13 protein-coding genes are annotated in these 13,772 nt (G+C 71.2%); 7 read left to right on the top strand and 6 right to left on the bottom strand.

Annotation, left to right across the window (positions count from 1 at the left end; translation table 11 throughout):
• Positions 1–19 precede the first annotated feature (19 nt).
• Positions 20–1,318 carry a cytochrome P450 gene (locus tag IPM43_10685; GenBank protein QQS23886.1) on the top strand — a complete coding sequence of 433 codons (1,299 nt, stop codon included), beginning with the start codon at positions 20–22 and terminating at the stop codon, positions 1,316–1,318.
• 36 nt (positions 1,319–1,354) lie between these two features.
• Positions 1,355–2,404, top strand: a complete 1,050-nt coding sequence (locus IPM43_10680) for an alkaline phosphatase family protein (GenBank protein ID QQS23885.1) — start codon at positions 1,355–1,357, stop codon at positions 2,402–2,404.
• A gap of 11 nt (positions 2,405–2,415) precedes the next feature.
• Here IPM43_10680 and IPM43_10675 read toward each other — a convergent pair whose 3' ends face one another.
• The 4 genes from IPM43_10675 to IPM43_10660 form a co-directional block, all read right to left on the bottom strand.
• Positions 2,416–3,729: a glutamine synthetase gene (locus tag IPM43_10675; protein ID QQS23884.1), complete on the bottom strand. Its 1,314-nt coding sequence runs from the start codon at positions 3,727–3,729 to the stop codon at positions 2,416–2,418.
• A 62-nt stretch (positions 3,730–3,791) separates the two neighbouring features.
• A complete protein-coding gene (locus IPM43_10670; GenBank protein QQS26433.1) occupies positions 3,792–4,811 on the bottom strand; it encodes a peptidase M29 in 1,020 nt (339 codons plus the stop codon).
• Between the two features lie 58 nt (positions 4,812–4,869).
• Entirely contained in the window at positions 4,870–6,033 is a 1,164-nt protein-coding gene (locus IPM43_10665; protein ID QQS23883.1) for an acyl-CoA/acyl-ACP dehydrogenase, read from the bottom strand.
• Between the two features lie 9 nt (positions 6,034–6,042).
• Positions 6,043–6,786: a gamma-glutamyl-gamma-aminobutyrate hydrolase family protein gene (locus IPM43_10660; protein ID QQS23882.1), complete on the bottom strand. Its 744-nt coding sequence runs from the start codon at positions 6,784–6,786 to the stop codon at positions 6,043–6,045.
• 95 nt (positions 6,787–6,881) lie between these two features.
• On the opposite strand from IPM43_10660, the gene IPM43_10655 reads away from it, so the two are divergent.
• Positions 6,882–8,363, top strand: coding sequence for a wax ester/triacylglycerol synthase family O-acyltransferase (locus tag IPM43_10655; protein ID QQS23881.1), 1,482 nt, complete (start codon positions 6,882–6,884; stop codon positions 8,361–8,363).
• Here the strand turns inward: IPM43_10655 and IPM43_10650 are convergent.
• Complete coding sequence (locus IPM43_10650; GenBank protein QQS23880.1) at positions 8,320–9,369, bottom strand: isopenicillin N synthase family oxygenase; 1,050 nt, start codon at positions 9,367–9,369, stop codon at positions 8,320–8,322. The genes IPM43_10655 and IPM43_10650 overlap by 44 nt on opposite strands.
• Before the next feature lie 194 nt (positions 9,370–9,563).
• On the opposite strand from IPM43_10650, the gene IPM43_10645 reads away from it, so the two are divergent.
• Together IPM43_10645 and IPM43_10640 are read left to right on the top strand one after the other, a co-directional pair.
• The gene (locus IPM43_10645; GenBank protein ID QQS23879.1) at positions 9,564–10,367 is read left to right on the top strand and encodes an alpha/beta fold hydrolase; all 804 of its coding nucleotides are present in this window, start codon (positions 9,564–9,566) and stop codon (positions 10,365–10,367) included.
• Positions 10,364–11,209 carry a DMT family transporter gene (locus tag IPM43_10640; protein ID QQS23878.1) on the top strand — a complete coding sequence of 282 codons (846 nt, stop codon included), beginning with the start codon at positions 10,364–10,366 and terminating at the stop codon, positions 11,207–11,209. Before IPM43_10645 ends, IPM43_10640 begins: the two co-directional genes overlap by 4 nt.
• Here the strand turns inward: IPM43_10640 and IPM43_10635 are convergent.
• Positions 11,200–12,225: a pyridoxal-phosphate dependent enzyme gene (locus IPM43_10635; GenBank protein ID QQS23877.1), complete on the bottom strand. Its 1,026-nt coding sequence runs from the start codon at positions 12,223–12,225 to the stop codon at positions 11,200–11,202. The genes IPM43_10640 and IPM43_10635 overlap by 10 nt on opposite strands.
• Before the next feature lie 100 nt (positions 12,226–12,325).
• Here IPM43_10635 and IPM43_10630 point away from each other — a divergent pair, with 100 nt between their 5' ends.
• Complete coding sequence (locus IPM43_10630) at positions 12,326–12,883, top strand: sigma-70 family RNA polymerase sigma factor (GenBank protein QQS23876.1); 558 nt, start codon at positions 12,326–12,328, stop codon at positions 12,881–12,883.
• Positions 12,883–13,677 carry a hypothetical protein gene (locus IPM43_10625; protein QQS23875.1) on the top strand — a complete coding sequence of 265 codons (795 nt, stop codon included), beginning with the start codon at positions 12,883–12,885 and terminating at the stop codon, positions 13,675–13,677. Before IPM43_10630 ends, IPM43_10625 begins: the two co-directional genes overlap by 1 nt.
• Positions 13,678–13,772: the final 95 nt, after the last annotated feature.

The raw sequence follows: 13,772 nt of genomic DNA, 5'->3' as shown, positions 1-13,772 counted from the left end.
CCATCCCCGGAGAGCCCAGATGACCGGACCCGCACCAGTGGCCGACGGCGCCGAGCTCGACCTCGGCCCCGCCGACGCCGACATCACCGATCCCGACACGTACACGCAGGGTGTCCCCCACGCGACGTTCCTGCGCCTGCGCAAGGAGGATCCTGTTTCGTGGTGGGAAGAGACCGACGGCGGTCACGGGTTCTGGGCCGTCACCGGCTACGACGACCTGCTCACCGTCAGCCGTGACGTCGCCACCTACTCCTCCGCCCAGGGGATCCGTCTGGAGGAGATGACGCCGGAGGAGTGCGACGCCCGGCGCACGATCATGGAGCTCGACCCGCCCGAGCACACGCGTTACCGGCGCCTCGTCTCGAAGCCGTTCAGCCGTCGCGAGGTGTACGCGTACGAGCAGGGCATCCGCCTCCTCGCGCGGGCCGTCGTCGACGAGGCGCTGCCGCTACGCACCTTCGATTTCGTCGACCGCATCGCGAAGCAGCTCCCGATGCGAATGCTCGGACGCCTGCTCGGCATCCCCGACGCCGACGGCGACTGGCTGGTCGAGCGCGGCGACGCGCTGCTCGGCAACACCGACCCGGAGATGACCGACTACCCGGTCGGGCTGTCCGACACGGAGTCGTTCCGGATGATGCCGTTCCGCAGCCCGGTGCACCTCGATCTGTTCGAGTACGCAGAGCGCGCCGCCGAGGAGCGACGCGCGAACCCGACCGACGACGTGATCAGCGACCTGTTGCATCCGATGGTCGACGGCGAGCAGTTGAGCGAGCTCGAGTTCAAGAACTTCTTCACCCTGATGGTCGCCGCCGGCAACGACACCACCCGCTACTCCGTCGCCGCCGGCATGAAGGCACTGCTCGAGCGCCCCATGGTGATGGCCGAACTGACCGACGCCGTGCGTCGCGGCGACAGCGCCCTCGTCGACTCTGCGGTGGAGGAGATCATCCGCTGGGGCACGGTGACGATGCACTTCCGTCGCACGGCCACCCACGACACCGAGCTCGGCGGACGCTCGGTGAAAGCCGGTGACAAGGTGGTGATCTGGTTCGTGTCGGCCGACTACGACGACACCCAGTTCCCCGACCCGTTCACGTTCGACATCCACCGGCACCCGAACGACCACGTCGCGTTCGGGCGGATGAGCCCCCACCTGTGCCTCGGAGCCCAGCTCGCCCGCATGGAGGTGAAGGTGCTCTTCGAAGAGCTGCTGCCGCGCATCTCCGGCGCCCGCCTGGTGGGCCCGGTCGAGCGGCTGCGCAGCAACTTCATCGCCGGCATGAAGCGCCTGCCGATCGAGGTGTCGCTGGCATAGCGCCCGCCGGCACCGGGCGCATGGCACGATCGCGCGGTGCACGTGGTCTTCTGCATCCTCGACGCGCTGCCCAACCGGCACGTCTCGAAGGAGCTGACACCGCGGCTGTGGGAGCTCGCGGAGCAGGGAGCGCGCTCGGTCGAGGGCGGCACGGCGGTGATGGCCGCGTCCACGTACCCGAACATCCGCACGTTCGCGACAGGTGTCGGGCCGAGCGCGCACGGAGTGCTCGTGAACGCCGACCGCCGCGCCCCGACACCGGTCCCCACCTTGTTCTCGGCCTGCCAGGAGGCCGGTGTGGCGATCGAGGCCGTGCTCGGCGACCAGGAGCTGGTCGCGGTGATGGGTGCGGCCGACGCCGACCGGCACTGGCCTCCCGATGGGGTGCTACCCGCCGGTACTCCGACGTGCGAGTTCGGCTACCCCTCCGACGCCGCCGTGCTCGACAACCTGCTCGACGCGATCGAGCGCCGCCCGAGCGTGCTCGTCACCCACATCAACGACCCCGACACCGCCAGCCACCTGTACGGCCCCGACTCCCCCACCGCCATCGACCGCTTCCGCGCCACCGACGCCGTGGTCGGCCGACTCCTCGACGCCCTCGCCCCGCAGTGGGACGAAACCGTGGTGATCGTCGTCAGCGACCACGACCAGGAGACGGTGACCGTGCCCGAGCCCGTCGACCTGGTGACCGACGCGGCCGACGCCGGGGTTGCGCTCGAGGTCCACGACGAGGGATCGGCGGCGCTGGTCCACGGTGACGCCGAGGCCCGTCGCTGGCTGCTCCGCCACCCGGCGCTGTCCGGCCACGCGCAAGTGCGCCACCGCGAGCGCGACGGGTGGCTCGTCTGGTCGTTCGCGGGCACGTGGTTCGGCCGCCCGGAGTGGGCGGGCATGCTGCAGGGTGTGCACGGCAGCCCGAGGACGCAGACCCAGATCGCGATCGTCGGTGGTGGCCACCACGCGGTGGCCGGGCTCACCGCATCGATCTCGGGCCGCGCCCCGCACGCGACCGATTGGGCCCCGACGGTCGCGGCGCTGGCCGGCGTGACCTTGCCCGGAGCCACCGGACGCTCGCTCTCCTGATCGGGCCCGAATCAGAAGAGCCGCAGGTACTCCTCGAGCTCGAAACGGCTGATCTCGTCGTCGCTCCACTTCTCGCCGGTCGCGGCGAAGCGCTCCTGCTCGTACCGCCGGATCGTGGTGTAGGCACGCACCAGATCGGGCCCCATCGCCTCGACCAGCACCGTGTCGGCCTCGAGCGCAGCCAGGGCGTCTTCGAGGGTGTGCGGCGTGTGGCGGTCGGTGCACGGCTCCGCGTCGGCGTCACCGAGCTGAGGCTCACCGCAGTCGAGCCCGTCGACCACCCCGAGCAGGGCCGCGTTCAGCGTCGCGGCTGCCGCCAGGTACGGGTTCGCCGAAGCGCACGGCAGGCGGTTCTCGATGCGCGTCGACGCGCCGCGCTGGCCCGGCACGCGGTACGTGCTGATCCGGTTGTCGAGACCCCAGTTGGCCCAGTAGCCGGCGATCATCCCCGGGCGCAGGCGCCGGTAGCTGTTGTTCAGCGGGGCAGACAGCGCCGTCGTCCCCTCGTGGTGCTGGATCAGGCCGCCGATGCACTGCCGGGCGAGCGAGCTGATGCCGTCGGGATCGGACGGGTCGTGGAACGAGTTGAAGCCTCCGCCGACGGGGGTGAACGACATGTTGATGTGCAGTCCGCTGCCGGTGAAGCCCATCACCGGATAGCCGAGGTAGGTCGCCTTGTACCCACGGCTCGCGGCCACTTCGGTGGTCATCTCCTTGCAGATGAAGGTGCGGTCGGCGGCGTCGAGCGCCGGCCCGAAGCGCATGTTGAGCTCCATCTGACCGGGGCAGAACTCGCTCATCAGGCCCTCGAGGGACAGCCCGAGGTGCTCCGCCATGTCGTAGTACTCGAGCATCAGCCCGGTCGTGTCTGCGCCGCGCCCGACCCCGTAGACCCGGTGGCTGGGGTTGTCGAGCGCCGCCCAGCCGCCGATCGCGTCGGGGTCGCGCTGCAGCACGTAGAACTCCAGCTCGAACCCGAGGTGAGGCTCGAAACCGAGCAGCCGCCACGCCTGCACCGCCCGCTTCAACGCGTTGCGGGGGCAGAGCGCGAGCGGCTCGTGGTGGTACTCGAGATCGGCTACGACGACGTCGGTGTCGGGCTCCCAGCCGGGACGGCGGGTCTCGACGAGCGGGACCGTCGACAGGTCTGGATAGCCGACGTCGGCGGCGTAACCCCGAACCGGCAGGATCTCGCCGTTCAGACCCATCGACAACGTCGTGACGGCGTGGTGTCCGTGCTCGCCGAGGCGGCCCTCGGGCACGTACCGGCCGTGCGACAGGCCGTTGAGATCGCTCCACATCACCCGGACCCTGCGGTTCCCCATGGGGGCGGAACGTACCACCGCGGTACGAGCGGACCGGGTGGAAGCCCCGCGGTTCGGCGCGCTCAGATGGCGAGGTGGCCTGCGGAGACGACGGTGGTGGTACCGGCCGGGCCGTCGAGCACCACCGTGCAGCCGCGCATCGGCAGGTCGAAGTGGCCACGTGTGAACCGCCCGGCCACCTCGTTGGCACCGGTCGAGTACAAGAAGTTGCCGGCGAACGCGCGCAACTCGGTGCCGTTGATGTCGCCCTTGTCGTAGAGCTGCAGCACGTCCCAGCGCGCGCCGGGGTTCATCCCCCAGCCGGCATGGCTGACCGCGTAGGCGGCATGATCGCCCCACGCGGCGAGGTACGAGGCGAACAACTCGGCGTCGAGGCCGTCGCCTTCGACCGCGGTGATGTGGTCGTCGGCGATCGTCAGCCGCACCGGCGTGCGCACGTACTCCTTGAACGTCAGGTTCACGTCGCCCGGGGCGAGCACGATCGTGCCCGCCACGCATCCCGCAGCGGGGAAGCACAGCACCAGCCCACCCGGCCAGTGGGCGATGGTGCCCGGCTCGGTCGTCCACCCGCAGCTACCGGCGCGCAGCGCCCCGTCGAGGTTCACGGTGAGCTCGGTGCCGTGCGGCGAGGTCACCCGCATCGCCTCGGCGGCCTGCATCAACGCCAGGCCGGCTTCGACGCGACCGGCGAGCGACGGGTCGTGGGCGAGCCGCTCGAACACCTCCGGATGCTCGTTGGAGATCATCAGCACGCGGGCACCACCGGCCAGGATCGTGCCGAGCTCGGGCGAGTGGAGCAGACCCTCGACGGTGCAATCGACGACGATCCCCGCGGCGGAACAGGCAGCGACGGCCCCCGCGTGGCCCTGCAGGGCCACGGAAGCTCCGGTGGAGCGGATCGGCACCGGGCCGGGGTTGGCCGGGGTCGGCACCTCGACGACCGCCACCTGCGCGCCGAGGTAGGCCAGCGCGAGTCGAGCGGTCTCGACGGTCACGCGACGGCTGCGCGTCTCGCACAGCACGACTGCGATCTCGCCGGCGCGCACGGCGCACGCCTCGAGCTGCTCGGCCACACGGCGGATCCAGTGCCACTCGGTGGTGTTGGGCGACGCGTCGGTGCTCATCGCAGGTCCGGGGCGCTCACGCCGGAGGGCGCTCGTCGGAGTCGACGAGCCCGTAAGCGCCGAGGCGCTCCAAGCAGACGTCGACCGCCCACGGCAGCATCGTCGAGCCACATCGCGCGTCGCGGTACATGCGCTCCAGCACCTGCGGCTTCAGCAAGGAGCGCCCGCCGCAGATGCGCAGCGCTGTCGAAGCCACCGACGGAGCGGTCTCCATCACGGTGACCATCGCCGTCCACGCGCGGCGCACCTGCTCGGGCGTCGGATCGACGCCGGCCTCGTCGACGACCCGATACATCAGCGCCTGCGCCTGCTCGTGGGCGATCTGCATCGCCGCCCACCCCTGTTGCTTGACCGCGTTGGTGTGGCGGCCGCTGCTGCGCAGGTACGCCGCGGTCGCTTCGAGCACCCCGCCGATCAGGCCGAGATAGGTGAACGACAGCGTCAGGTAGAAGTGCGGCCAGCGCCGCGCGGCCTGGTTGAAGCCGTCCGGGGGCAGCCACTCGTGCTCGGCGGGTACGAAGACGTCGTCGAGGACGAGGTCACGTGACAAGGTCGCGCGCATGCCGACGGGGTCCCACTCGCCCTCGATCCGCAGCCCTGGCGCGTCGCGGTGGACACCGAGGAACCGCACCCGCTCCTCCCCGGGGACCACAGCCACGACGTTGTGCCACGTCGCCGCCTCGGAGAGCGAGGCGAAGATCTTCTTGCCGCTCAGCCGGTAGCCACCCTCGACGGGACGGGCGACGGTCGCGTACCCCACCGTGGCACCGGTGAGGATGCCCTCCGAGAACGGCTGGGCGTGGATGTCGCCGCGTTCCAGCACCCCCGTGTAGATCTGCCGGCGGCGGTCGGCGAGCATCGCCTCGTCGGAGCCGTCCCATGACAGGTCGCCACCGATCTGTCCGGTGAGCATCATCGTCACGCAGTGCATGTTGAACGCGAGCGCCGTCGCCGGTGCGTGGTGGCCGAGAGCCTCGGCCACCCGCGCGTATGTGGCGAAGTCCGCGCCGAGCCCGCCGTACTCGGCGGGCACGCACAGGCCGAGGAACCCTGCGGCGCGCAAGTCGTCGAAGTCCTCGTAGGGAAAGCTCGCCTCGCGGTCGTGCCGCTCGGCTCGGGTCGCGAAGACCCGACCCAGCTGGTCGGCTCGCGCGAGCAACATCGCCCGATGGTTCTCCATCTCGCCCACCTAACCGATCATCTCCTTCACGAAGTGCTCGAACAGCACGTGGTCGCCTTCGTTGACGATCTTCTCCGGGTGCCACTGCACCGCGAGGACGGCGAGCTCGGGGTCGTCGGGTTCGATCGCTTCGATCACTCCGTCGGGAGCCCATGCCACGGCGCGAAACCGCGGCGCGACCTGGTCGATGGCCTGGTGGTGGATGTTGTTGACGACGTGTTCGGTGTTGCCGTACGCCTTGGCCAATCTGCTGCCCGCGGCGATGCGTAGCGGATGGCGGGCGCCGAGGACCTCGTCGGGCACGGGGCTGATCGGCTCGTGGTGCGTGCCGCCGGCGGTGACGTCTTGGAACAGCGTCCCGCCCATCGCCACGTTCAGCACCTGGCAGCCGCGGCAGATGGCAAACGTGGGCAGCTCCAGGTCGACCGCCGCCCGCGCGAGCGCGATGTCGCTCTCGTCGGCGGTGGGCGACACCCCCTTCGAGCACCCGTGGTCGGGCTGGCCGTACTGGGCGGGATCCACGTCGTCGCCGCCGACCAGCACCACGCCGTCGAAGCCCTTCAACACCGACTGGGCATCCTCGGCGTGATGGTGCGGCAGCAGGTAGGGAAGGCCGCCCGCGGCCAGCACCGCGGCGGGGTACTCGGCGCCGAGCGTGTAGAGATCGGTGCGCTCGGACAGGAACGTCGGCATCGTGCGCCGCCAGGTGGTCATCGCGATGCGGGGTTTGGCCCTGCCGGTGAGAGCGACCATGGGGAGCGACCATAATGCGGCTCCGCACCTGCTGTTCCCGTGCGCCGGACCGTTGGTCCCTTGCCTACGGACGTCGAGCGGAGTGCAATGGCGCAATGACCGAGTCCCTCTCCGCCCAGACGAACCGCCACTTCGGAGAGCGGCTGAAGCCGAGCGACGCCACCGTCTGGCGCATCGAGCGCGACCCGGCGCTGCGGACCACGATCGTCGGCATCACCCTGCTCGGCAGGACTCCTGCTTGGTCGGACCTGCGCCGGCGGCTGGCGGAGTTGAGCGTCGACATCCCACGCCTGCGCCAACGCGTCGCCGACGGCCCCTTCGGTTACGGTCCGCCGCGCTGGGTGGAGGACAAGAACTTCGACCTCGACACCCACCTGAGGCGCGTGCGCGCCCCGCGGCCCGGCGACCTCCAGACGGTGCTCGACATCGCTGCCCCGATCGCCATGGCACCGTTCGACCGTGAGCGGCCGCTGTGGGAGTTCACGCTCGTCGACGGTCTGGCCGACGGCCACGCCGCGATCGTCCAGAAGATCCACCATTCGATGACCGACGGGGTCGGCGCGGTGAGGCTGAGCCGGCTCCTGTTCGACCCCGAGCCCTCCGGCGCGACCAGCACTGCGCAGAAGAAGCGCAAGGCGGTGCTCGAAGCGAGCCGCCAGCACGAGCACCACGACACCGACCTGGCCGAGCTCGGCATCCGCCTGGTGCAGGACAGCTTCGACGCGGCGCGGCACCCGATGCGCACGACGACAAACGTCATTCGCACGACCGAGAGCGTGGCGCGCCTGCTGCGCCCCGTGCGCGAGCCGATGTCGCCGATCATGCGCGAACGCGGCATGTCACGCAGGCTGATGGCGCTCGACTTCTCCCTCGACGCGCTGAAGGCCGCGGGGCATGCGGCGGGCGGCACGATGAACGACGCGTTCCTCGCCGCGCTGGCCGGCGGGATGCACCGCTACCACAAGGCTCACGGCGTCCAGTGCGAGGCCCTGCGGGTGACGATGCCCGTGAACCTGCGCCGCGACGACGACCCGCTCGGCGGCAACCGCTTCACGCCGGTGCGGTTCACGCTGCCGATCGACATCGCCGATCCGCGCAAGCGCATGCGCGGGCTGGGCGACCTCGCCCGGAGCGAGCGCCGCGAGCCCGCACTCGGCCTCAACGACGTCATCGCGGCCGCCTTCAACGTCGTGCCGCCCCAGGTGACCGCGGCGGTGATGGGCAGCATGCTGAAGTCGATCGACCTCGTGGCCACGAACGTGCCCGGGCTCACCGAACCCGTCCGCCTCACCGGTGCGCCGGTGCTGTTGCAGTACGCGTTCGCGCCGACGTCTGGAGCGGCGTTCAGCGCCGCCCTGTTCTCCTACCTCGACCACTGCACGATCGGCCTCGTGTTCGACACCTCGGCGGTTCACGACCCCCAGGTGCTCGCGGCATGCATCGCCGAGGGCTGCGCCGAGGTGCTCGCCACCGGCCGGCCCCGGCCGAGGACGTCTTCCGCCCAGTCACGCAAGCGGGCGAGCGGTACCTCGGCTAGCTCTGGTCCGCGACGCGCCGCGCGTCCTCGACGAGGTTGATCTCGTACAGCACCTCGTCGAGCGCGTCGGCGGCGGTGATCGCCGAGAAGCGCTGCGGGTGGTCGGCGGTGACGCACGACGGCACGGGATGCAGCACCGTCCACGGGCGCGGATGGCAGAACTGCACGACGCTGTAGCGCTCGCCCTCGAAGCCCGGGGCGGCCACCACCCGGTGCCAGCCGATCGGGATCACCCCGTTGGTGAGCCGCTCCAGCATGATCCCGGTGTTGACGATCACCCGTCCATCGGGAGGTACCGCGTCTACCCAGCCGTCGTCGACCTTCACCTGGAGCCCGGGCGCCGTGGCTCGCGGCAGCGCGGTGATCAAGTTGATGTCCCCGTGCTCGGCGGCCCACACGTGGCCCTCGCTCGGCACCTCGACCATGGACGGGTAGCGGATCGCTCGGGTCAGGGTCGGCCCGTCGGCCACCATGCCGTCGAAGAACGACTCGTGACAGCCGATGCCCTCGGCGATGACCCGCAGGAACCGGGTCTGGAGGTCGCTCACCGCGTGGTGGAACGCGTACAGGACGTGGGAGATGCCCGGCACGGCGGCCTCGGGCAGCACCTGGTCCGGGTAGGCGGTCGGGTGCTTGCGCTTCAACGGGTGACCGGGCGCCAGCTCGATCGACCAGTTGAGCATCTCCTTCCAGTCGGGGCGCTCGCTCGACGCGGCGGTCTCGACGAGCAGGCCGGTGTAGCCGGTCTGGCCGTGAGCACCCTCTGGGGTGAACTTCTGCTTCTCGACCGCAGGCAGCGAGAAGAACTCGGCAAGCATCCCGTACGCGTCGTCGAGCAAGGCCTCGGACATGTCGTGGCTGGTGTAGACGAACCCGGTAGCCAGGCTGCGGCGCACGCCGTCGACGACGGCCCGCCGCGCGGTGCCGCTGCCCCGCTCGAACGCGAGCAGGTCGACGTCGAGGATCTCGTTCCCCCCGTGTTGGTTCCCGCCGTCGTGGTCCCCGCCGTCGTGGTCCCCGCCGTGTTGGTTCCCGCCGTGCGCCATCCGACCACGCTAGCCACCCCCACAAACCGCAGCTTCCGCGCCAATCTGTCAACGAATCGACTCCTGCCGCAGCTATCGCTCCAGATTGGCGCGCAAGCCGCGGTGGATTGCCGCGAGAAGCTGCGGTGGCGAAGTGCCGCGAGAAGCCGCGGTGGCGAAGTGGGGGGTGAGGCGGTGGGCATAGCATCCCGGCGATGCAGGACCACGATGGCGGGCCGATCGCGTGGCGTGAGCACGGGCCGGCCGACGCCGAGGCGGTGGTGCTGCTGCACGGCCTCGGCGGCACCCGCACCGCGTGGCAGCCCCAGCTGCGCGCTCTCGGCCAAGCCGGTTGGAGGGCGGTGGCGTGGGACATGCCGGGTTACGGCGAGAGCCCGGCGCCCGAGGGCCGACTGGGCTTCCCGCTGCTGGCCGATGCCGTCGTGATGCTGCTCGACGAGTTGGGAGTGTCACGCGCCGACCTGGTCGGGCTCTCGATGGGCGGGATGATCGCCCTGCACGCCGCGCACCGCACTCCCGAACGCGTCCGCACCCTGTCGCTCGTCGACACCAGCCCCAAGTTCGGCCTCGACGGCGCCACGTCGGCGCAGCAGTGGGTGGCCGCGCGCCTCGCCCCGCTGCACGCCGGAGAGACACCGGCGACGATGGCCCACCGGGTCATCCGTTCGGTGATGGCGCCCACCGCCCCCGCGGCTGCGGTGGCCGAAGCCTGCGCGGCGATGTCTCGCATCTCCCCCGCCGGGCTGGAAGCGGCGGTGCGCTGCCTTCCCGAACACGACCTCGCGGCGGAGCTGGGCCGCATCGCCACCCCGACGGTCGTGGTGGTGGGCGAGCACGATCGCGAGACGCCACCTACCTACGCCAGGTACCTCGCCGATCATCTCGCCCGTGCTCGGCTGGTGGTGCTGCCCGGCGTCGGTCACTTGTCGAATCTCGAGGCACCAGACGCGGTGAACGAGCTGCTGCTCGACTTCCTCGAGCGCCAGCGCAGCCTGTGATCACCGTCGTCTTCGCGCTCACCTCGTCGGTGGTGGTCGGGGTGTCCGACTACCTCGGCGGACGTGCCGGCGAGCAGCAGCACCCCGCGCTCGTCACCGCCTACGCCCAGGCGACGTACCTGTTGATGGTGCCGCTGATCGCCGTGATCGTCGGCTGGGAGCAGGTCGCAGCACGCGACATATGGCTGGGGCTGGCCTGCGGGGTGCTCGTCGGCGCCTCCTACATCTTGTTCTTCTCGGCCCTGGCCAGTGGCCGGATGGGCATCGCCGCGCCGACGACGGCAGCGATCAGCGCGTCGATACCCGTCGCCTACGACCTCCTCAGCGGAGTCCAGCTCTCCACCGGGCGATGGGTGGGCGTAGCGGTCGCTCTGGCCGCGGTGCCGCTGCTCGCGTACGCGCCCGACGACATCGGCGACAAACCCGGCCGCGCCAGTTCGAAGGTCGTGCTGTTGACCGCGGCGCTCGCCGGGCTCGGCTTCTCGGGGTTCTTCATCCTCCTCGGAGAGACGTCGCCCGAATCGGGCCAGTGGCCCTTGGCCGCGTCGTCGCTCAGCTCGACGCTCGCCGTCGTCGCTTTCGTCGCGCTTCGGCGGGTTCCCCTCGCCAGGCCGGTGCCGGGAGCGATCTGGAGCGGAGCGACAGGCGCCGTCGCGGGGGCGCTCATCACCGCCGCGCTCCAGCGCGGCCCTGTGGCAGTGGCGACCGTGCTCGGCTCGATGTACCCGATCGTCACGGTGGGGCTGGCCGCGCGCCTGGCGGCGGAGCGGATCCGCTGGTGGCACGCGGCTGGACTCGGCCTGGCGGTCTGCGGCGCCGCCCTCGTCGGCTTCTACGCCTGAGGCCGCGCCGCGACCGGGCTGCCCCCTGGCGCGAACACCGCCGGCATGCCGCCGGTGTGGACGAAGACGACGTCGTCGCCGTCACCCCAGCGGCCTTCGCTCGCCATGCCGAGTAGGCCGGACAGGCCCTTGCCCGTATACGTGCGATCGAGCACCCACCCGCCGCGACGCGCCGCCCAGTGGATCGCGTCGTCGCCGGCGTCCGTGGGCACGGCGTAGTCGTCGCCGATCCAGCGCGGGTCGAGCTCGACGTCGCCGGCGCCGACATCGCCGGGCAACCCGGCGTGGCGCAGCGCGCCTTGCGCCAGCTCTGCCGTGTCGGGCGAACCGGCGTTCACCCCGCGGGCGACTCCGACGGCGACCACCTCGGGCAGTGCCGCGTCGCCGGTCGCCGCCCGCCACCAGGCGCGCCCGGCGACGAGGCCGGCATGGGTGCCCCCACTCGACGACGTCACCACCACGGCACGGGGGGTCACCTGGGCCGTGCGGCACTGCTCGATCAGCTCGGCGAAGGCGACCACGTAGCCGAGCGCGCCGACCGGGGTGCTGCCCCCGATCGGAATGCCGTGCGGGCGCAATCCCTGATCGGCCAGTTCGGCGAGCAACGCCTCCCGCGCGATCTCGAGCTCGCCCCAGTGCGACTCGTGAGCGCCGGTGAAGTGGAGGTGTGCTCCGAAGCGGGCCGCGAGCGCCTGGTTGCCATACAACTCGTCGGGACGTTCGCCGGCGAGCACGAGGTGGGTCTCCAGGCCGAGCACCGCGCCGGCCGCGGCCGTCATCCGGCAGTGGTTCGACTGGCCTGCGCCGACGGTGACCAGCGAGTCGGCCCCTGTCGCAATGGCCTCGCCGCACAGGAACTCGAGCTTGCGGGCCTTGTTGCCTCCGGCCCCGAGGCCGGTCTGGTCGTCGCGCTTGACCCACAGCCTGGCGCCACCGGGCAGCACCGGACCGCGCTCCAGCGCCGTCGGGAGCGTGGCCAGCGTCGCCCGCGGGATCGACGGCGGAAGCACCTCCATGGACGCCGACTGTAGAAGACGCACATGCGACCAAACCGCGGCCAGACTCGCGTCGTGTCTTCGGGCAGTGACGGCTGTCCTCGATGTCACGAACCACCCGATGAGCCGCGACGAGATCCACCTGGTGCCCGACCGGGCCACGGTCGATCTCGCCTCGCTCTTTCGCGCCCACTACGGGCGTCTCGTGCGGGCGCTGACCCTCGTCTGCGGCGACGCCGACGGAGCAGCCGATGCCGTGCAGGAGGCGTTCGTGAAGGCCCACCTCCGGTGGCGCAAGCTGCAGCACTACGACGACCCCGTCGGGTGGATCCGCCGGGTGGCGATCAACAAGCTGCGTGACGACAACCGTCGGCGGATCCGCAAGGACCGAGCCGTGGAGCGCCTCGGAGCCGGGGCGGAGAGCACCGTCGCCGAGCACGAGCCGGGCCACGACGGGCTGCTCAGGACTCTGCTGGCCGACCTACCCCGCCAGCAGCGGCTTACCGTGGCGCTCTACTACGTCGACGGGCTGAGCGTGGCCGAGACCGCCGCCACCCTCGAGCTCTCGGAGGGCGCGGTGAAGTACCACCTGCACCAAGCACGTGAGCGACTGCGCGGGCGCGTCGAACCCGACGGCTCCCTGCGCTCCCCGGACGAGCAGAACCAGCGAGACCACTGATGCACGACCACGACGACCCCCACCTTTCCCGCATGTTGGGCGCCGCGAGCGGCCCCGAGCCGGACAGCGACGTCGCCTACCGGAGCGTTCTCGGGCGCGTGAAGCGCGCGCGGCAGCGCCGCGCGGCGGCCATCGTCCTCGGCGCCGGCACCGCCTGCCTGGTCGGCCTGGTCGCTTTCAGCGTGTCGACCAACGACGAGGGCAGGCGCCTGGGACCTGCCGAACCGATCACGGTGGACAGCAGCGGCGCGTCCACGACGCAGGTGGGCACACCGGGCACCGAGGAATCGGCGAATTCGTCACCCGGGACCACCGGGCCGACGACGAGCGATCTCGCCGGCGCCACGACGGTGCCCGGCGTCGTCGACGGCACCGCCACGTCGAACAGCTCGGTGCCGGGCGGCGGTACGACGTCTCTGCCGACGCTCCCGTCCAACGCGGCCACTTCACCGCCGCCCACGCAGCCACCGTCCACCCAGCCCCCGGCGACGGCCGCGCCCACGCAGCCACCCGCGACGGCTGCGCCGACCACGACCGCCACGACGACCCCGACTGCGCAGTCCTACTCGCACACCTGCGCCGGGGGCAGCGCCACGGTGCGGCGCTCCGGCGACACCCTGGCGCTCACCGGGGTGAGCCCTGCACCCGGGTACGCCCACTCCGGAGACGATGTCGACCCCGACCGGATCCGGGTGAAGTTCGAAGCCGACGACGGGAGCTCGGAGATCGAGTTCGAGATCGCCGGCGCCGACGTGGTGAGGAGCTGCAACGACAGCTCGTCGGGCAACGACTAGGGGCTCCTCCGACGGCGCCGGTCGGCGAACAATCCTCCCGGTCGCCAAACCCGCTGCTCGCCGGCGTCGTGTCATGCGGAAGTCACCCACCAACA

This window comes from Actinomycetota bacterium (assembly GCA_016700055.1).
Taxonomy (GTDB): domain Bacteria; phylum Actinomycetota; class Acidimicrobiia; order Acidimicrobiales; family Ilumatobacteraceae; genus Kalu-18.
The sequence above is the reverse complement of the archived record's forward strand: the minus strand, read 5'-3'. Positions and strand labels throughout refer to the sequence as shown.

Coding starts and splice junctions, on each gene's coding strand:
- IPM43_10685 (QQS23886.1), top strand. CDS start 20: ATGACCGGACCCGCACCAGTGGCCGACGGCGCCGAGCTCGACCTCGGC.
- IPM43_10675 (QQS23884.1), bottom strand. CDS start 3,729: ATGGGGAACCGCAGGGTCCGGGTGATGTGGAGCGATCTCAACGGCCTG.
- IPM43_10665 (QQS23883.1), bottom strand. CDS start 6,033: ATGGAGAACCATCGGGCGATGTTGCTCGCGCGAGCCGACCAGCTGGGT.
- IPM43_10660 (QQS23882.1), bottom strand. CDS start 6,786: ATGGTCGCTCTCACCGGCAGGGCCAAACCCCGCATCGCGATGACCACC.
- IPM43_10655 (QQS23881.1), top strand. CDS start 6,882: ATGACCGAGTCCCTCTCCGCCCAGACGAACCGCCACTTCGGAGAGCGG.
- IPM43_10650 (QQS23880.1), bottom strand. CDS start 9,369: ATGGCGCACGGCGGGAACCAACACGGCGGGGACCACGACGGCGGGGAC.
- IPM43_10645 (QQS23879.1), top strand. CDS start 9,564: ATGCAGGACCACGATGGCGGGCCGATCGCGTGGCGTGAGCACGGGCCG.
- IPM43_10635 (QQS23877.1), bottom strand. CDS start 12,225: ATGGAGGTGCTTCCGCCGTCGATCCCGCGGGCGACGCTGGCCACGCTC.
- IPM43_10630 (QQS23876.1), top strand. CDS start 12,326: ATGAGCCGCGACGAGATCCACCTGGTGCCCGACCGGGCCACGGTCGAT.
- IPM43_10625 (QQS23875.1), top strand. CDS start 12,883: ATGCACGACCACGACGACCCCCACCTTTCCCGCATGTTGGGCGCCGCG.